Here is an 18,146-nt window from a genome sequence, read left to right on the forward strand (position 1 = left end):
AGCGCATCATGACGACCTCTACCCTGCAACATAATGAAAATAAAGTCGTTGAAGTAGAAAACCGGGTGATCAAAAAGCTGTTCCGCCGCCTTATCACCTTCCTGTTCGTGCTTTTTGTTTTCTCATTTCTGGACCGCATTAATATCGGCTTCGCCGGGCTGACGATGGGCAAAGATCTCGGTCTGACCTCCACCATGTTTGGTCTGGCCGCGACGCTGTTTTACGTCACCTACGTGATGTGCGGGATCCCCAGCAATATCATGCTGGCGAAGGTCGGCGCCCGCCGCTGGATCGCCGGGATCATGGTGGTGTGGGGGATCGCGTCAACCTGTACGATGTTTGCCACCAACCCGCATACGCTGTATATCCTGCGCATGCTGGTCGGTATCGCTGAAGCCGGCTTCTTGCCAGGGATCCTGGTCTATCTGACCTGGTGGTTCCCGGCCTTTCACCGCGCCCGCGCCAACGCCCTGTTTATGATAGCGATGCCGGTGACCATGATGCTTGGCTCTATCCTCTCCGGCTATATTCTGGCGCTTGATGGCCTGTGGAATCTGAAGGGCTGGCAGTGGCTGTTCCTGCTGGAGGGGCTGCCGTCGGTGGTGCTCGGCGTGGTGACCTGGTTCTTCCTCAACGATACCCCGGATCAGGCCAGCTGGCTGGATAAGGAGGAGAAGCAGGCGCTGAAAACGATGATTGAACGCGAGCGCGAAAGCGCCAGCGTTATCCCAACTTCCGCACGCTCTACCCTACGGGAAGTGCTGACGCCGGCGGTGCTGATGTACACGCTCGCCTACTTCTGTCTGACCAATACCCTGAGCGCTATCAATATCTGGACTCCGCAGATCCTGCAAAGCTTCAATACCGGTAGTAGCAACATTGTGATCGGCATGCTGGCGGCAATTCCGCAGTTCTGTACGATTTTCGGGATGATCTGGTGGAGCCGGCGATCCGACCGGCGTAAAGAGCGCAAGATGCATACCATCCTGCCCTATCTGTTCGCCGCTGCCGGATGGTTGCTGGCCTCTGCCACCCACCACGGTCTGATCCAGCTGATCGGCATCATTATGGCCTCCGTGGGTTCTTTTACCGCGATGGCGATTTTCTGGACTACCCCGGATCGGGTGATCAGCCTGCAATCGCGGGCGGTGGCGCTGGCGGTCATCAACGCTATCGGCAACATCGGATCCGCCGTCAGCCCGCTGCTGATTGGTATTCTGCGTGATGCCACCGGCAGCTTTAGCTCCGGACTGTGGTTTGTCGCCGGACTGCTGATCGTCGGCGCGTTGGTACTGACCCGGATTCCGATGAGTGCGCGGGAAGACGCCGCCACCGAGGCAGGACTCGCCGCACAGAAAAGTCATTAAGGAGTGCCCATGTGTCAGCCCTCAATCGCCAATATCGATATCAACAAAGATTACGATGAGAGTCTGGGGACCGAGGATGTGCACTATCAGTCGTTTGCCCGCATGGCGGCCTTTTTTGGCCGCGACATGCAGGCGCATCGACACGACCAGTACTTTCAGATGCACTTTCTCGATACCGGGCAGATTGAACTGCAGCTCGACGATCACCGCTACTCGGTGCAGGCGCCGCTGTTTGTCCTGACGCCGCCGTCGGTGCCGCACGCTTTTATCACCGAGTCCGACAGCGACGGGCACGTGCTGACCGTGCGCGAAGATCTGATCTGGCCGCTGCTGGAGGTCCTCTATCCCGGCACGCGGGAAGCGTTCGGGCTGCCGGGTATGTGTCTGTCGCTGGCGGATAAACCCGATGAACTGACGGCGCTGGCGCACTACTGGCAGCTGATTAAACGCGAATCGACCGCCCAGTTGCCGGGGCGCGAACATACCCTGGCGCTGCTGGCGCAGGCGGTGTTCACGCTGCTGTTGCGTAACGCCAGGCTCGACGACCATGCCGCCAGCGGGATGCGCGGCGAGCTGAAGCTGTTTCAGCGCTTTAACCAGATGATCGACAGCCACTACCACCAGCACTGGGCGGTACCGGATTATGCCAACGAGCTGCACGTTACCGAATCACGGCTGACCGATATCTGCCGCCGCTTTGCCAACCGACCGCCGAAGCGGCTGATCTTCGACCGCCAGCTGCGCGAGGCCAAACGGCTGCTGCTGTTTTCCGACAGCGCGGTCAATGAGATAGCCTGGCAACTGGGGTTTAAAGACCCCGCCTATTTCGCTCGTTTTTTTAGTCGCCAGGTCGGCTGCTCGCCCAGCAGCTACCGTGCGCAAAAAGTACCGGTGTCTTAATTCCCCGCTGGCGGGCTACGATCCGTAGAGCGGGTAGGCCCTAAAAACCGCCCGTAACGTCACCCGGCCAGCGTAGCACCGCCGGGAAAAAGGCTGGCTTCTACAGCGAAAACACCCTCTCGATCACAGAACCGCACTCCCCCTGAAAAGTACCTGCCGTTGTCGCAAACGTCCCTTCACGAATGGCGCAATAACCGCTTCAATTGAACAACAAAAACAAAACATAAATTTAACATTGAGACCCGAACTCATTCGCAGGCAGCCGCCAGACAGGCAGCCCGAAGCAGGGACGGGATATTCCGATAAATACTGAAGAGGCCCCTATGAAACCTGAAGATTTCCGCGCAGACGCGAAACGCCCGTTAACCGGTGAAGAGTACCTGAAGAGCCTGCAGGATGGCCGCGAGATTTACATCTACGGCGAGCGCGTCAAAGACGTCACCACGCACCCGGCCTTCCGCAACGCCGCCGCCTCCGTCGGCCAGCTGTACGATGCGCTGCATAAACCAGAAATGCAGGACTCCCTGTGCTGGAACACCGATACCGGCAGCGGCGGCTATACCCATAAATTCTTCCGCGTGGCGAAAAGCGCCGATGACCTGCGCCAGCAGCGCGATGCGATCGCCGAGTGGTCGCGCCTGAGCTACGGCTGGATGGGCCGCACACCGGATTACAAAGCCGCCTTCGGCTGCGCGCTGGGCGCGAACCCGGCCTTCTACGGCCAGTTCGAACAGAACGCCCGCAACTGGTACACCCGCATTCAGGAAACCGGCCTGTACTTTAACCACGCGATCGTCAACCCGCCGATTGACCGTCATAAACCGGCCGATGAAGTGAAAGACGTCTACATCAAGCTGGAAAAAGAGACCGATGCCGGGATCATCGTCAGCGGCGCGAAAGTGGTCGCCACCAACTCGGCGCTGACCCACTACAACATGATCGGTTTTGGTTCTGCGCAGGTGATGGGGGAAAACCCGGACTTCGCCCTGATGTTCGTCGCGCCAATGGATGCCGAAGGGGTCAAACTGATCTCCCGCGCCTCCTATGAGATGGTTGCCGGGGTCACCGGATCGCCGTACGACTACCCACTCTCCAGCCGCTTTGATGAAAACGATGCGATCCTGGTGATGGATAAGGTGCTGATTCCGTGGGAAAACGTGCTGATCTATCGCGATTTCGATCGCTGCCGTCGCTGGACGATGGAAGGCGGCTTTGCGCGTATGTATCCGCTGCAGGCCTGCGTACGCCTGGCGGTCAAGCTCGACTTTATCACCGCCCTGCTCAAACGCTCGCTGGAATGTACCGGCACCATGGAGTTCCGCGGCGTACAGGCCGATCTCGGCGAAGTGGTCGCCTGGCGCAATATGTTCTGGGCGCTGAGCGACTCCATGTGCTCCGAAGCGACGCCGTGGGTGAATGGCGCCTGGCTGCCGGATCACGCCGCGCTGCAGACCTACCGCGTCATGGCGCCGATGGCCTACGCCAGGATCAAAAATATTATCGAACGTAACGTGACCAGCGGTCTGATCTATCTGCCATCCAGCGCACGCGATTTGAACAACCCGCAGATCGACCAGTATCTGGCTAAATACGTTCGCGGCTCCAACGGCATGGACCACGTTGAACGTATCAAGATCCTCAAGCTGATGTGGGACGCGATCGGCAGTGAATTCGGCGGCCGCCACGAGCTGTATGAAATCAACTATTCCGGAAGTCAGGACGAAATCCGCCTGCAGTGTCTGCGTCAGGCGCAAAGCTCCGGCAACATGGACAAAATGATGGCGATGGTCGACCGCTGCCTGTCCGAGTACGACCAGAACGGCTGGACGGTGCCGCACCTGCACAACAACTCTGATATCAATATGTTGGATAAGCTGCTGAAGTAATTCGGCAGCGGGAGGTCACAATGCAATTAGATGAACAACGTCTGCGTTTTCGCGATGCCATGTCCAGCCTGTCGGCGGCGGTCAACGTCATTACCACCGAGGGCGACGCCGGCCGCTGCGGCATCACCGCCACCGCCGTGTGCTCGGTAACCGATACGCCGCCGTCGGTGATGGTGTGCATCAATGCCAACAGCGCGATGAACCCGGTATTCCAGGGGAACGGCAAACTGTGCGTTAACGTACTGAACCATGAGCAGGAAGTGATGGCTCGCCATTTCGCCGGCATGACCGGGATGGCCATGGAAGAACGCTTTAGCCTCTCCTGCTGGCAAAAAGGAGCGCTGGGACAGCCGGTTCTGCAAGGGGCGCTGGCCAGCCTTGAAGGGGAGATAAGCCAGGTGCAGACCATCGGTAGCCACCTGGTCTATCTGGTCGAGATCAAGAACATCACCCTGAGCCAGGAAGGCCATGGGCTGATTTACTTTAAGCGCCGTTTCCATCCGGTGATGATGGAAATGGAGGTTGCGGTATAACGTTCTGCTACCTTCGCTTCTGACATTCTCTTTTCTGTCCCCCCTTTCTCTGTCCTCCTCTCTTTTTCCTCTCCCCTACGGGGAGGAAAAAGAGGTGGAAAAAATCTTGTGATCTCAATCACATGTTTACCCGCTGCTCATTTCCTGGCCAACCGCTTATCCCGCCTGGTAACCGCTTAACCCCACATAGAACCACTCACAGATTTACCCAACTTTACGCGCGCGGAGTTCTGGCAAGATCGTCCCCAGCATAGCTAACCAATACCTCCTCAACCCCTAACTTAAACCCAGACGGCTTCGGCCCATTATTCATCTTATTAACGCCAGGTTTTACTATGGATACTAAAAAGTTATTCAAGCACATACCCTGGGTGATTCTTGGAATCATCGGGGCATTTTGCCTCTCAGTCGTCGCTCTGCGCCGCGGTGAGCACGTCAGTGCGCTGTGGATCGTGGTGGCGTCAGTTTCCGTCTACCTCGTCGCCTACCGTTATTACAGCCTGTATATCGCGCAAAAGGTGATGAAGCTCGATCCTACGCGTTCTACGCCGGCGGTCATTAACAACGATGGTCTGAACTACGTCCCGACCAACCGCTACGTGCTGTTCGGCCACCACTTTGCCGCTATCGCCGGCGCCGGTCCTCTGGTGGGCCCGGTTCTCGCCGCGCAGATGGGCTACCTGCCGGGTACCCTGTGGCTGTTGGCGGGGGTGGTGCTGGCCGGGGCGGTACAGGACTTTATGGTGCTGTTTATCTCCTCGCGCCGTAACGGCGCCTCGCTGGGTGAGATGATCAAGCAAGAGATGGGGCCGGTTCCGGGTTCCATTGCGCTGTTCGGCTGCTTCCTGATTATGATCATCATCCTCGCGGTGCTGGCGCTGATCGTGGTAAAAGCGCTGGCAGAAAGCCCGTGGGGCGTCTTTACCGTCTGCTCGACCGTTCCGATCGCCCTGTTTATGGGGATCTATATGCGCTTCCTGCGCCCGGGTCGCGTGGGTGAAGTGTCGGTGATTGGTATCGTCCTGCTGGTGGCGTCCATTTACTTCGGCGGCATCATTGCCCACGACCCGTACTGGGGCCCGGCGCTGACCTTTAAAGACACCACCATCACCTTTACCCTGATCGGCTACGCGTTTATCTCCGCGCTGCTGCCGGTGTGGCTGATTCTGGCGCCGCGTGATTACCTCGCGACCTTCCTGAAAATCGGCGTTATCGTTGGCCTGGCGCTGGGCATCGTGATCCTCAACCCGGATCTGAAAATGCCGGCGGTCACCCAATACATCGATGGTACCGGTCCGCTGTGGAAAGGTGCGCTGTTCCCGTTCCTGTTTATCACTATCGCCTGCGGCGCGGTGTCTGGCTTCCATGCGCTGATCGCCTCCGGCACCACGCCGAAGCTGCTGGCTAATGAAACCGACGCCCGCTTTATCGGCTACGGCGCGATGCTGATGGAGTCCTTCGTGGCGGTGATGGCGCTGGTTGCGGCGTCGATCATTGAGCCGGGCCTCTACTTCGCGATGAACACCCCGCCGGCAGGCCTGGGCATCACCATGCCGAACCTGCACGAAATGGGCGGTGAAAACGCCGCGTTGATTGCCGCGCAGCTGAAGGATGTGACCGCTCACGCAGCGGCGACCGTCAGCTCCTGGGGCTTTGTGATTTCACCTGAGCAAATCCTGCAAACGGCGAAAGATATCGGCGAGCCGTCGGTACTGAACCGCGCGGGCGGCGCGCCGACTCTGGCCGTGGGTATCGCTCATGTGTTCCACAAAATCATGCCGATGGCGGATATGGGCTTCTGGTACCACTTCGGTATTCTGTTTGAAGCGCTGTTTATCCTTACCGCGCTGGATGCCGGTACCCGCGCAGGCCGCTTTATGCTGCAGGATCTGCTGGGCAACTTCGTGCCGTTTCTCAAGAAAACCGACTCGCTGGTGGCGGGCATTATCGGCACCGCGGGCTGCGTCGGGCTGTGGGGCTACCTGCTGTATCAGGGCGTGGTCGACCCGCTGGGCGGCGTGAAGAGCCTGTGGCCGCTGTTCGGTATCTCTAACCAGATGCTGGCCGCCGTGGCGCTGGTGCTGGGTACCGTGGTACTGGTCAAAATGCAGCGTACCAAATACATCTGGGTTACCGTGATCCCGGCCGCATGGCTGCTGCTGTGCACCACCTGGGCGCTGGGTCTGAAACTGTTCAGCACCAACCCGCAGATGGAAGGCTTCTTCTTCATGGCTCAGCAGTATAAAGAGAAGATTGCTTCCGGCGGCGAACTGACCGCGCAGCAGATTGCTAACATGAACCATATCGTGGTGAACAACTACACTAACGCCGGTCTGAGTATTCTGTTCCTGGTGGTGGTATACAGCATCATCTTCTACGGCATCAAAACGTGGCTCAACGTGCGTAACAACAAAGTCCGCACCGACAAAGAGACCCCGTACGTGCCCGTTCCGGAAGGCGGCGTGAAAACCTCGTCACATCATTAAAAAAACGGCGGGTGGCGCTACGCTGACCCGCCCTACAAGGTTCTGTAGGCCCGGTCTGCGTAGCGCCACCGGGCTTTTTCTTATCAGGATGAGTTATGTTTGGTAACTTAGGCGAAGCAAAAAAATACCTGGGTCAGGCAGCCAAAATGCTGATTGGCATTCCGGACTACGACAACTACGTCGAACATATGAAAGCCAACCACCCGGATAAGCCTTACATGACCTATAACGAATTCTTCCGCGAACGCCAGCAGGCCCGCTACGGCGGCGACGGCAAAGGCGGCGTACGCTGCTGTTAATGGAGGCAAACATGGCACCGATTGCAGTCACCCTGTTGACCGGTTTTCTTGGCGCGGGTAAAACCACCCTGCTGCGCCATATTCTTAACGAACAGCACGGCTTTAAAATCGCCGTTATCGAAAACGAATTTGGCGAAGTTGCCGTTGACGATCAGCTGATTGGCGACCGCGCCACGCAGATCAAAACCCTGACCAACGGCTGCATCTGCTGTACCCGCTCCAACGAGCTGGAAGACGCACTGCTCGACCTGCTCGACAGCCGCGATCGCGGCGACATTGATTTTGACCGGCTGGTGATTGAGTGCACCGGCATGGCCGACCCCGGCCCGATTATTCAGACCTTCTTCTCTCATGAAGTTCTCTGCGAACGCTATCTGCTTGACGGGGTGATTGCGCTGGTGGATGCGGTCCATGCCGATCAGCAGATGAACCAGTTCACCATCGCCCAGTCGCAGGTGGGCTACGCCGATCGGATTCTGCTGACAAAAACGGACGTGGCGGGCGACAGCGACAGGCTGCGCGAACGGCTGGCGAGGATTAACGCCCGGGCGCCGGTTTATACCGTGATCCACGGTGATATCGACCTGAGCCAGCTGTTTAATACCAGCGGCTTTATGCTGGAAGAGAAGGTGGTGAGCAGCGCGCCGCGCTTTCACTTTATCGCCGATAAGCAAAACGACGTCGCGTCTATCGTGGTCGAACTGGATTACCCGGTCGATATCAGTGAAGTGTCGCGGGTGATGGAAAACCTGCTGCTCTCTTTCGCCGAGCAGCTGATGCGCTACAAAGGGATGTTATGGATTGACGGCGAGCCAAATCGCCTGCTGTTCCAGGGCGTCCAGCGCTTATACAGCGCCGACTGGGATCGCCCGTGGGGCGATGAAACGCCCCACAGCACGCTGGTGTTTATCGGCATTAATTTGCCGGAAGAGGAGATTCGCGCGGCGTTTGCCGGATTGCGCAAGTAACGGTTCGGACTTCTCCCTCTCCCGGAGGGAGGAGGTCAGCATGAAGGCATCAGGCGGTACAGAATTCATTCCAGGTATCACGATAAATAATGTTCCCTTCGGTGTGCTTCCAGACGATGGCCTCATAACGCAATTCGAGTGTTTCAAGGTGCGTGCTGCTCAGACCGGTGGGTGAAAGGTACGGTGCAATCGTGGTGATTTTGACGTTGTCGAGGACGATATTGAAATACTCGGCTTCAAGGCCTGATTCCATAATACGGTACATCCTGATCGTCGCTTTTTTCAGGGTACGACCTTCGCACACCGCGCGATACAGAACGGGTGTCGTCTGGTCGAACTCTTTCACTATGGCGATCGGACGATGAACGCGCGTACCGGTAAGTTTACCCCAGTGCGGATCAACGGGAATGGTGATGCCGTGCGAGAATGATTTTAATTCGATAGAACCTGCACGCAGGGGCATTAAACAGCCGCCAACAATCGGCGAACCGTTTTCATCCTCAAGCCACAGGTGTGCGGGAGTAGACATATATAACTTCCTTATAAGCAAATGTAATAAACCGTTTTCTCTGGCGTTTACCATTTCACATAACGTGCAAATATATATATTATGAATATAGCGAACACCCCCACAGGCCAGAGGGGACCAGAGGGGACCAGAGGGGACCAGAGGGGAAAAAATAAATAAATGCCATTGCGAATAACAAAGTCAGCAATCCAGGCCCGTGGAGCGAAACCAAGGACCTAAATATCCTACAGAAAATCCTTTTAATAATATTCATCACAATTATTGAATCATCCTGGTAATAATTTCTGCAATGTCATTGTCCGATGCCCATTGTGCCTTAAGCGCCCCAACTCGCTCAAACAATGGTTCTATCAGAAAATACATCATCTCCAGTCCCTGAGCGTAGAGTACAGAGTAATAGGCCGGCCAGGTAAACTGGAGTCGATGAGCGCTATCTGCTGCCTTCTGGACAATCCCATATATGCCAGAGAGTGTAATCGCCATCCCCGTCGCACGTCCCGCTAAGACTCGCATATCAAGGTTTAGGTTCATACCGACCGTAACTGAGGAGGTGACCGCTAATATGAAACCATAACCGGTCAGAGAACTCGCCGCAATGTGTATATTGACCGCCATCAGCATTTTTTTGATATGCTCTAGTTGATCGGACGTTTTATATTTAAATATTTCTTCAAAATATACTTTGAACATTTCATAAACAACATCGTCATGTTGAAAAAGGTGAATGACCGCGAGAGTAAATCGTCCATCTTCATTTTTTTGCCGCTGACAAACATCCTGATATTCATCAGTAAAGCAGGATGCGTAATACAACGCGCGTTTTGCGCCAGCACCGGTCAATGCAATCTGATCTGCCACCGCGTTTTCAACGCCCGCCAGCGCATGATCAAGTTTCAATGCGAGAATGTTATTGGATTGCAAATAACGGATGACTTCATTTCTGTAGTACATAGCCGCTCCTGGCCATTATGGATTCCGCAAAAGGTCGTCGGAAGGCTATATTGAAAAGAAATGCCCACCAGAAGATATATTCGTTCTCAACGATTTTATTTTAATTCAAAAAAAATCAGTTAAATTCATTAAACATTACAGAACTGTCGCTCCGCTTTTCTGCGTATCACACGGTAATACGCTGATCGAAAACGGGGTGAGCATAATCTTCCCCCTGACTCAGCAATACCGCGTTGAATATGAACGACCGCCCGCTCAATTCATCAGCAAAAATGTAAATTAAAATTTTTATTGGTAACAATTGAAATACTTTCAAGAATAATCACAGAGGTAGACTATTTTCTCTGCAACTCATTTTCCCCGTTTGTTCAATTCAGGTTTAGCCAAACAGCTAAACTGACCCTAAACGGTAAAACGTTAATGATTGACGCCGCGACAAATAAACTAATTCACAACATCTGCAGATGTATTTCAATAACAAACCCAGAATAAAAAATCGAAAATAGTCATATTTGCAGTTGTAAAAATCGTTTGATAGGGTATCCGCAGATTAGTTTTACGACGAGGCATCTACTATGAAAAAGCTCAATATCCTTATCCTTTCTGCGCTAACCGCGGTTTCTGGCTCCGCAATGGCGATGGGCTTTACCGTCGAGCAGGGTAAAAACTTTACCAACCTTAATATGGAACTGGGTAAATCCTCCTCCGGCCTTTATGCCGAAAGCAACTGGCTGAAAAATACCGATGACGGTACCCAGACCGGCGGCGTTGGCGCAGGTTATAACCTGGAAGTTGGCCCGGTGATGCTCAATGCCGGCGCGAAAGCCATCTACCTTGGGCCGAAAAAAGGCGATAACGGCGTGGCGTTCCCCATCGGCGGCGGCGTTAACGTTGCGCTGACCGACAGCATCTACGTCTTCGGCGAAGGTTATGCCGCGCCGGAAGGCCTGAATAACAGCGTGAAAAACTACGTTGAAGCCAACGGCGGCGTGAGCTGGACGCCCATTACCCCGGTGACGCTGAAAGTGGGTTACCGCCATGTCAGCGTTGACGGCAAAGACGGTCGTCCGAACCACACCCTGATTGATGGTGCCTATATTGGCGGTGGGGTCACTTTCTGACCTGCCGGTAAGCGTAAAAAAACCTGCCATCCGGCAGGTTTTTTATTCACGGCTCACAACGTCCGATTACCGGCGAATCACCACCAGCTTCTGGTTCACAAACTCTTTAATCCCCAGATCGGACAGCTCACGGCCAAAGCCAGAGCGCTTCACGCCGCCGAACGGCAGCTCCGGCGCGGTATCGGTTAACCAGTTGATATAGACCATCCCGGTTTCGATCCGCGACGCCATCCGTTTCGCCCGTTCGATATCCTGGCTGAACACGGCGCCCCCCAGACCATAGTGCGAATCGTTCGACAGCTTCACCGCCTCGTCGTCGTCCTTCACCACGTAGATTTGCGCCACCGGGCCGAAAAACTCTTCAAAGTACGCCGGGTTATCACGGGTAATGCCGGTCAGAATGGTTGGCTCGAAAAAGCTGCCTTCCCGCGGCGCCGGTTTACCGCCCAGATGCACTCTGGCACCGTTTTTCACCGCCTCATCCACCTGTCTGGTCAGCGTTTGCAGCGCATCTTTCGAGGAGAGCGGGCCCAGCGTCGTACTCTCGTCCAGCGGATCGCCGATTTTCACCTGGCGGAAGGCTTCGGTGAACTGGCTCAAGAACTGGTCGGCAATGTTTTCGTGCAGGATAAAACGTTTCGCCGCGGTGCACACCTGGCCGGCGTTGTTGAGTCGCGCCTGTACGCCAGTCTTCACCGCCTTCTCCAGACTGGCATCATCCAGTACCACAAACACATCATTACCGCCCAGTTCGAGGGTCGCCTTTTTGATGTATTTTGCCGCCTGGGACGCCACCACGCTGCCGGCCTTTTCCGAACCGGTCAGCGCTGCCCCCTGGACGCGATCGTCGGCGATGATTTTCGCCACCTGCTCCTGGGAGATAAAGAGGTTGGTCCACGCCCCTTCGGGCGCTCCCGCCTCACGCACCAGATGGGCGAAGGTCTCTGCACAATGCGGAACGATACTCGCATGTTTGGCGATAACCGGGTTCCCCGCCGCCAGGTTTGGCGCCAGTACCCGCATCAGCTGGTAGTAAGGAAAGTTCCAGGGTTCCACGGCCATCAGCACGCCGACAGGATGGTGTTCAACCCAGGCCTCGCCGATGTCGGAGGGATATTTCACCGGAGCCAGAAACGATTTCGCATTATCGGCATAGTAGCGGGCGATTTGCGCACAGAGCTTCACCTCACCGCGGCTTTGCGCAATCAATTTCCCCATCTCCTGGCTGGCGATTTTCGCCAGCTCGTCAACCTGGCTGTCGATAAGATCCGCCAGCCTGTGCAGAACGGGTAGGCGCCGGTCGATATCCCCCTTCGACCAGGCGGAATGGTAGAGCGCATCCGCCTTCTGCAGCGCCGCTTCGACGTCCGCATCGCTGTGCGCAGCGTACTGTTTAATCAGCTGATTATTTGCAGGATTCACCGTCTGATAAGCCATATCGTATGTCTCCTTGTTATCGCTATTTATGTAGTCATAAAAACTACTCAGGGTATTAAGGGTAGTAGAGATGGCTAATCGCGCGGGTAAAGTTAGGTATATACGGAGGATTCTGGAGAGATATCGCCGCCGATGACGCGAGCGTCGCGCCCGCAGACAGACCCGGACGGGCGTGCTATAAACCCCCTATCCCCTTCGCTAAGGAGTCTTTCGTGAGCCATACGCGCGATATCCTGCAAACCTTCTGGCGCGACGAACAGCTGCCCTGGCTGGAACTGCGCAGCACCCGGCAAAGTCGCCAGTCCTATAAACGGCACCGCCATCCGCAGCTCTCTGTAGGGGCGATTATCGAAGGGGAAACGTGCTGTTTGTGCAACGGCCGGGAATATCTGCTGCGTCCCGGCGATCTGATCATTATCCCCGCTCAAGCGCCGCACAGCTGTAACCCGCGCGATGGCCGGCCGCGCAGCTACCATATGCTGTACCTCGATATGACGTGGTGCCGGCAACGGCTGCCGCTTTTCCCGAGTCAGGCGCAGGTGCACGCGCCGCATCCTGTGATCCGCGATCCTGAGCTTTTCGCACAATATCAGCAGATTGTGGTGCTAATGGAGCAGCAGAAAACGGCAGCGCTCCCCGAACAGGTTGCACAACTGCTGCGGGCGCTCCCGCTATGCCCCGCCCCGCCACTACCGCTGCGCGCTACCAGTTCGCAGCTCTTCCGTCGCCTGGCGGCCGATTTACAGGAACCGCCCACCCTTGATGCGCTGGCCCACGAGTTCGCCCTGCGCAAAGAGACGCTGATTCGCACCTTTAAGCAGGACACTGGCCTGACGCCCGCCAGCTTTATGAATATGGCACGCATCGAATTTGCCAAAACGCGCCTGCGCGCCGGAGATGAGATCGCCGACGTCGGCTACCAGGCCGGATTTGCCGACCAGAGCCATTTCCACAAAACCTTTGTCAGCTACACCGCCGCTACGCCGCGCCAGTACGCGCTAGGCCGATCAATATCAGACAATAATTAGCGCCCCGCTTGCCATAGGCTGATCTCAGGTTCTTTGTGAGGTCGCTATGGACATGTTGACGTCGTTTTTCCCGCCCGCGTTTCCCGCGCTGGCGCTCTCCCACTTCGTTGCCCTGCTTAGCCCGGGGCCAGATTTCTTTTTACTGATGGGCTACGCCATCCGCTATCGCCTGCGCGGCAGCGTCGGCCTGTGCGTCGGTATCGCCGCCGGAAACGGGCTGTACATTGTGCTGGCGATTATCGGCTGGGGGATACTGCGTCAGACGCCGCTGCTGTTTACCGTCGTCGAGCTGTTGGGCGCCGCATATTTGCTGTGGATTGGCAGCCTGCTGCTGAGAAGCCGCCCGACGACGCTGAATGTCCACAACAGCGCCTCGGCTTCACGCCCGTCGCTGGTAAAACAGCTTCTTCTGGGGCTGGGTTCTTCACTGCTCAATCCTAAAAACGCCCTGTTTTATCTGGCGCTGATGACCTCGTTGCTGGGCCCGGACGTCACGCTGGTGCAGCAGGTCGTCAGCGGAGTCTGGATGACCAGTATCGTGCTGCTGTGGGATCTCTTGCTGGTGACGATGATCGCCCTACCGGCGGTGCAGCGTCGCCTTTCCGCCGTAGTCTGGCGCGTTGAGCGAGCGGCGGGCGGCGTACTGATGGCTTTTGGTTGTTGGATTGTGTGGCAGTTTTTGCACGAGTCCGCCGTCAGGCTATATGCTTAAGCCTATGGAAAAAATTGCTGAACTGAAACGCGCCAAACTGCTGGCGCTGTCGCTACTGCTGATTGCGGTCGCCATTTTTATCACCACGCTGCTACTGCCGCCGACGCCGTGGGTCAGCGCGCTCAAGGCTATCTCCGAAGCGGCGATGGTCGGAGCGCTGGCCGACTGGTTCGCGGTGGTGGCACTGTTTCGTCGTATCCCGCTGCCGTTTATCTCCCGACATACGGCGATTATTCCCCGCAATAAGGACAGGATCGCCGATAATCTTGGCTATTTTGTGCAGGAAAAATTTCTCGATACGCCCTCGCTGGTGGCGCTCATCCGTCGCTATGAACCTGCCCTGATGCTCGGCAACTGGTTCAGCCAGCCGGAAAATGCCCGCCGGGTGGGCCACCATCTGCTGCAGGTGATGAGCGGTTTTCTGGAGCTGACCGATGACGCCCGTATTCAGCGCCTGCTGCGCCGGGCGGTACATAAGGCGATTGATAAGGTCGATCTGACGCAGACCAGCGCCATGATGCTGGAGGGATTAACCCGCAACAATCGCCATCAGAAGCTGCTGGACTCGCTCATTACCCAGCTCATTGCATTGCTGCAGCGCGACAGCTCGCGCGCGTTTATTGCCCGTGGCATTGTCCACTGGCTGGAGACCGAGCATCCGCTGAAGGCCAAAATTCTGCCCACCGAATGGCTGGGCGAACACAGCGCCGACATGGTGACCGACGCGGTGAATACGCTGCTCGACGAAGTCACCCAGGATCGCAGCCATCAGATCCGCCAGGCGTTCGATCGCGCCACCTTAAAACTGATCGATAACCTGAAAACCGATCCGCTGCTGGCGGAAAAAGCGGAGGGCATCAAGGCCTACCTGAAAAATGATGAGGCCTTTAACCGCTACCTCAGCGAGGTATGGGCCGACCTGCGGGCGTGGATCAAAAACGATGTCACCCGCGACGACTCGCGGATTCAACAGCGGATTGCCGATGCCGGGCAGTGGTTTGGCGAAACGTTGCTCCACGATGACGCGCTGCGCGAGTCGCTAAACGAGCACCTGGAGCAGGCGGCCCATCGAGTGGCGCCAGAGTTTGCCGCCTTCCTGACTCGTCATATCAGCGATACGGTCAAAAGCTGGGATGCGCGGGATATGTCGCGGCAAATTGAACTCAATATCGGTAAAGACCTGCAGTTTATCCGCATCAACGGCACCCTGGTCGGCGGCTCTATCGGCCTCGTACTGTGGCTATTCTCGCAGATCCCGGCGCTGTTTGTGCATTAAGCGAGCGCAAAACAGGGCCCCGCACGCTGGCGGGGCCCGGTGTTTAGCCGATGCGGGTAAACCCGGCCTCCAGATCGGCAATCAAATCGCCGACATCCTCCAGCCCGATATGTACCCTGACCAGCGTCCCGCTGAAATCCACCTCGCCAGCTGGACGAATACTGTTCAGCTCTTCCGGCTGGTTAGCCAGAATCAACGACTCGAACCCGCCCCACGAGTAGGCCATATGGAACAGCGAGAAGTTGTCGAGGAACATCGACATTTGCTCATCCGTCAGGCGCTTTTTCAGTACGAAGGAGAACAGGCCCGAGCTGCCGGTGAAATCCCGCTGGAAATATTCATGGCCCGGACACTCTGCTAAAGCCGGATGATTCACCCGCGCCACTTCCGGCCTCGCCGACAGCCAGCGAGCAATGTGGATACTGCTCTCTTGATGCTGTCTGAGGCGTACCGCCAACGTGCGCAGCCCGCGGCTGCCGTTATAGGCGGTATCCGCATCCAGCGTCTGCCCCATCAGATAGGAGTTTTCGCGCAGACGATCCCAGCAGCGGGCGTTGGAGACCGCCGTACCCAGCATGGCGTCGGAATGGCCAATGGTGTACTTGGTGCCTGCCTGAATCGAGATATCCACGCCGTAGTCCAACGCCTTAAACAGCACGCCCGCCGCCCAGGTGTTGTCGATCATGATAACGATCTGCGGATTTACCGCGCGGATCGCGTTGACCATTCCCGGTACATCCTGGACTTCCATGGTGATTGAGCTGGGGGACTCCAGAAAGACCACTTTGGTCTCCGGGCGGATCAACCCGGCAATCCCGGCGCCGATCAGCGGATCGTAATAGGTGGTTTCAACGTTGAATTTGCTGAGGATCTTATTGCAGAAGTCCTGCGTTGGCTCATAGGCCGCGCCGGTCATCAGGATATGGTCGCCGCTTTGCACGAACGCCAGAATCGCATTGGTCACCGCCGCGGCCCCGCACGGATAGAGCGCGCAGCCCGCGCCACCTTCCAGTTCACTCATCGCTTTCTGAAACGCGAAATGAGTGTAGGTCCCGCGACGGCCGTAGAACAGCTCGCCGTTGGCGCGATTGGCGGTAGCAAATTTTTTATCTTTCACCGTCTCAAAGACCAGCGAAGAAGCGCGCTGGATAACCGGGTTTACCGCCCCCTGGGTGTAGCGTTTATCGCGTCCGGCGATAATTAACTGCGTGTCGAGCTTGAGTGAATTCTTCATAACGTCTCCTGTAATATCCTTATATCCGTGCGAAAGCTTATACGGCGGCAGCCGTGGATTTCAGTTCAGCCGGTGCCGGCTTTTTTCCGGCGAAGCGTTCCACAATCTGCGCGGCGTTCAAATCATGAATCACGTTGATCAGAGTAGCCGGGGCATCGGTGATGGTGCCCAGTACCACCAGCATCGGGATCGCCTCCATCGGCAGCCCCAGCGTGGTGACGATAAAAATTTCACCGAGGAATGCGCCGCCCGGTACGCCGCCAACGATAATGGCGGAGAGCACGGCGATCAGCATGGTCAGAAAGAAGGTTTCGCTGGTGAACTCCATCCCCAGCACCGAATAGATAAAGACGATCTTCAGCGCGGCGATCATGGCCACACCGCCCTTATTCAGGTTAACCAGCAGCGGAATAGAGACATCGACGATTTCCGGGTTAATGCCCATCGCTTTACCGGCGCGCAGGGTGACGGGCAGCGTCCCTAATGAGGAGCAGGTCCCGAGCGCGGTCGCCGACGGTTCAACCGCATTGCGCCAGAATGCTTTCACCGCCGGCATGCCGCCGCCGATATATGAATAGAGAATCGAACCGAAGATAAAATAGGCCAGCGTGGCAACCATAAACAGGCCGATTGCCCGGGCAAAGGTCAACAGCAGCCCCGAGTCCTGGCTGGCCATCGTCGCGGCGAAATAGCAGCCCAGACCTATCGGCGCGACTTTCATAATGATCGAGACGATCTTCATGATGACGGTATTGGCATCTTCCAGCAGCGAGGCTATGCGTTTACCCGCCTGTTCCGATTGCCCGATGGCCACACCGGCAATAATCGCCATCACGATCAGCGCCAGAATATTGGACTTCGAGAACAGCCCGATAAAATCGCTGGTGGTGATCATGCTGACAAAATCCATCTTCCCGCTGCCCGCCTGCACCGACTGTGACAGATCGATGGTGACCCCCTGCGCCGGGTTGTACCATAAGGCAAGCGCGACGATGCCGGCCGCGGGAATAAAGGCCATCGCAATCGAAACAATGAAGATAATCGCCATAATGCGTCCCAGCCTTTTCAGGTCGGTCATACTGGCGATCGATGACATCACGCTGATGCCCACCAGCGGGACAATAATCATAAATAGCAGGTTAAGGAATATCTGACCTATCGGCTGTAATTTAACCGCCAGTCCTGGGGCGTAAATACCTGTCAGGCCGCCGATCACCAGGGCAATTAATAAAATAATAGAGGATTTGTAGGGTTCGAGTCGTGACCACATAACCGGTACCTTTTAATTAAAATTATATTAAATGAGATTAAATTCACAATTTAATGACTTTCTGCGGCGCCTCCTTTTATTTTGTGATGCAACTCACTTAAGTTGTTATTTTTTCATTTTGCCAGCAAGTTGTTTCCTGTGATTCAATA

16 protein-coding genes are annotated in these 18,146 nt (G+C 56.1%); 11 read left to right on the forward strand and 5 right to left on the reverse strand.

The genetic code is table 11. The annotated features are described in order from the left end of the window. The first annotated feature begins 8 nt into the window (after positions 1 to 8). The 7 genes from hpaX (at position 9) to yjiA (ending at position 8,439) form a co-directional block, all read left to right on the forward strand. Positions 9 to 1,367: a 4-hydroxyphenylacetate permease gene (gene hpaX, locus GRPL_RS24060; RefSeq protein WP_032689614.1), complete on the forward strand. Its 1,359-nt coding sequence runs from the start codon at positions 9 to 11 to the stop codon at positions 1,365 to 1,367. Between the two features lie 9 nt (positions 1,368 to 1,376). Continuing rightward, complete coding sequence (gene hpaA, locus GRPL_RS24055; RefSeq protein WP_032689615.1) at positions 1,377 to 2,267, forward strand: 4-hydroxyphenylacetate catabolism regulatory protein HpaA; 891 nt, start codon at positions 1,377 to 1,379, stop codon at positions 2,265 to 2,267. Positions 2,268 to 2,590: 323 nt separating this feature from the next. Next, positions 2,591 to 4,153: a 4-hydroxyphenylacetate 3-monooxygenase, oxygenase component gene (hpaB, locus tag GRPL_RS24050; RefSeq protein WP_032689616.1), complete on the forward strand. Its 1,563-nt coding sequence runs from the start codon at positions 2,591 to 2,593 to the stop codon at positions 4,151 to 4,153. A 20-nt stretch (positions 4,154 to 4,173) separates the two neighbouring features. Further along, positions 4,174 to 4,686 (forward strand): 4-hydroxyphenylacetate 3-monooxygenase reductase subunit, encoded by a 513-nt coding sequence (locus GRPL_RS24045; protein WP_032689617.1) that lies wholly within the window; start codon positions 4,174 to 4,176, stop codon positions 4,684 to 4,686. 335 nt (positions 4,687 to 5,021) lie between these two features. Then, positions 5,022 to 7,172 (forward strand): pyruvate/proton symporter BtsT, encoded by a 2,151-nt coding sequence (gene btsT / locus GRPL_RS24040; protein WP_032689618.1) that lies wholly within the window; start codon positions 5,022 to 5,024, stop codon positions 7,170 to 7,172. A 95-nt stretch (positions 7,173 to 7,267) separates the two neighbouring features. Continuing rightward, the gene (locus tag GRPL_RS24035) at positions 7,268 to 7,471 is read left to right on the forward strand and encodes a YbdD/YjiX family protein (protein ID WP_004857555.1); all 204 of its coding nucleotides are present in this window, start codon (positions 7,268 to 7,270) and stop codon (positions 7,469 to 7,471) included. Between the two features lie 11 nt (positions 7,472 to 7,482). Beyond that, positions 7,483 to 8,439, forward strand: a complete 957-nt coding sequence (yjiA, locus tag GRPL_RS24030; protein ID WP_032698225.1) for a GTPase — start codon at positions 7,483 to 7,485, stop codon at positions 8,437 to 8,439. A gap of 49 nt (positions 8,440 to 8,488) precedes the next feature. Here yjiA and GRPL_RS24025 read toward each other — a convergent pair whose 3' ends face one another. Both GRPL_RS24025 and GRPL_RS24020 read right to left on the reverse strand, forming a co-directional pair. Further along, positions 8,489 to 8,968 (reverse strand): Hcp family type VI secretion system effector, encoded by a 480-nt coding sequence (locus GRPL_RS24025; protein WP_032689619.1) that lies wholly within the window; start codon positions 8,966 to 8,968, stop codon positions 8,489 to 8,491. 258 nt (positions 8,969 to 9,226) lie between these two features. Beyond that, positions 9,227 to 9,919, reverse strand: a complete 693-nt coding sequence (locus GRPL_RS24020; protein ID WP_032698227.1) for a hypothetical protein — start codon at positions 9,917 to 9,919, stop codon at positions 9,227 to 9,229. A gap of 575 nt (positions 9,920 to 10,494) precedes the next feature. On the opposite strand from GRPL_RS24020, the gene GRPL_RS24015 reads away from it, so the two are divergent. Continuing rightward, positions 10,495 to 11,040, forward strand: coding sequence for a YfaZ family outer membrane protein (locus GRPL_RS24015; RefSeq protein ID WP_032698228.1), 546 nt, complete (start codon positions 10,495 to 10,497; stop codon positions 11,038 to 11,040). Between the two features lie 66 nt (positions 11,041 to 11,106). Here GRPL_RS24015 and GRPL_RS24010 read toward each other — a convergent pair whose 3' ends face one another. Beyond that, entirely contained in the window at positions 11,107 to 12,477 is a 1,371-nt protein-coding gene (locus tag GRPL_RS24010) for an NAD-dependent succinate-semialdehyde dehydrogenase (RefSeq protein WP_032698230.1), read from the reverse strand. 212 nt (positions 12,478 to 12,689) lie between these two features. Between GRPL_RS24010 and GRPL_RS24005 the strand changes: the two genes are divergently transcribed. Genes GRPL_RS24005 through GRPL_RS23995 form a run of 3 tightly spaced genes read left to right on the forward strand, consistent with a single transcriptional unit; the run spans position 12,690 to position 15,493 of the window. Further along, a complete protein-coding gene (locus GRPL_RS24005) occupies positions 12,690 to 13,505 on the forward strand; it encodes an AraC family transcriptional regulator (protein ID WP_032698231.1) in 816 nt (271 codons plus the stop codon). 46 nt (positions 13,506 to 13,551) lie between these two features. Then, on the forward strand, positions 13,552 to 14,217 hold the full coding sequence (locus GRPL_RS24000) for a LysE family translocator (RefSeq protein WP_032698232.1): 666 nt from the start codon (positions 13,552 to 13,554) through the stop codon (positions 14,215 to 14,217). Then, positions 14,210 to 15,493: a DUF445 domain-containing protein gene (locus GRPL_RS23995; RefSeq protein WP_074398969.1), complete on the forward strand. Its 1,284-nt coding sequence runs from the start codon at positions 14,210 to 14,212 to the stop codon at positions 15,491 to 15,493. Before GRPL_RS24000 ends, GRPL_RS23995 begins: the two co-directional genes overlap by 8 nt. A 43-nt stretch (positions 15,494 to 15,536) precedes the next feature. Here GRPL_RS23995 and metC read toward each other — a convergent pair whose 3' ends face one another. Further along, complete coding sequence (metC, locus tag GRPL_RS23990) at positions 15,537 to 16,727, reverse strand: cystathionine beta-lyase (protein WP_032689625.1); 1,191 nt, start codon at positions 16,725 to 16,727, stop codon at positions 15,537 to 15,539. 37 nt (positions 16,728 to 16,764) lie between these two features. Further along, entirely contained in the window at positions 16,765 to 17,997 is a 1,233-nt protein-coding gene (locus GRPL_RS23985; protein ID WP_032689626.1) for a dicarboxylate/amino acid:cation symporter, read from the reverse strand. Between the last annotated feature and the right edge of the window lie 149 nt (positions 17,998 to 18,146).

The sequence above is a fragment of the Klebsiella planticola ATCC 33531 genome, from assembly GCF_000735435.1.
Lineage (GTDB): Bacteria > Pseudomonadota > Gammaproteobacteria > Enterobacterales > Enterobacteriaceae > Klebsiella > Klebsiella planticola.

Coding starts and splice junctions, on each gene's coding strand:
- hpaX (WP_032689614.1), top strand. CDS start 9: ATGACGACCTCTACCCTGCAACATAATGAAAATAAAGTCGTTGAAGTA.
- hpaA (WP_032689615.1), top strand. CDS start 1,377: ATGTGTCAGCCCTCAATCGCCAATATCGATATCAACAAAGATTACGAT.
- hpaB (WP_032689616.1), top strand. CDS start 2,591: ATGAAACCTGAAGATTTCCGCGCAGACGCGAAACGCCCGTTAACCGGT.
- GRPL_RS24045 (WP_032689617.1), top strand. CDS start 4,174: ATGCAATTAGATGAACAACGTCTGCGTTTTCGCGATGCCATGTCCAGC.
- btsT (WP_032689618.1), top strand. CDS start 5,022: ATGGATACTAAAAAGTTATTCAAGCACATACCCTGGGTGATTCTTGGA.
- GRPL_RS24035 (WP_004857555.1), top strand. CDS start 7,268: ATGTTTGGTAACTTAGGCGAAGCAAAAAAATACCTGGGTCAGGCAGCC.
- yjiA (WP_032698225.1), top strand. CDS start 7,483: ATGGCACCGATTGCAGTCACCCTGTTGACCGGTTTTCTTGGCGCGGGT.
- GRPL_RS24025 (WP_032689619.1), bottom strand. CDS start 8,968: ATGTCTACTCCCGCACACCTGTGGCTTGAGGATGAAAACGGTTCGCCG.
- GRPL_RS24020 (WP_032698227.1), bottom strand. CDS start 9,919: ATGTACTACAGAAATGAAGTCATCCGTTATTTGCAATCCAATAACATT.
- GRPL_RS24015 (WP_032698228.1), top strand. CDS start 10,495: ATGAAAAAGCTCAATATCCTTATCCTTTCTGCGCTAACCGCGGTTTCT.
- GRPL_RS24010 (WP_032698230.1), bottom strand. CDS start 12,477: ATGGCTTATCAGACGGTGAATCCTGCAAATAATCAGCTGATTAAACAG.
- GRPL_RS24000 (WP_032698232.1), top strand. CDS start 13,552: ATGGACATGTTGACGTCGTTTTTCCCGCCCGCGTTTCCCGCGCTGGCG.
- GRPL_RS23995 (WP_074398969.1), top strand. CDS start 14,210: ATGCTTAAGCCTATGGAAAAAATTGCTGAACTGAAACGCGCCAAACTG.
- metC (WP_032689625.1), bottom strand. CDS start 16,727: ATGAAGAATTCACTCAAGCTCGACACGCAGTTAATTATCGCCGGACGC.
- GRPL_RS23985 (WP_032689626.1), bottom strand. CDS start 17,997: ATGTGGTCACGACTCGAACCCTACAAATCCTCTATTATTTTATTAATT.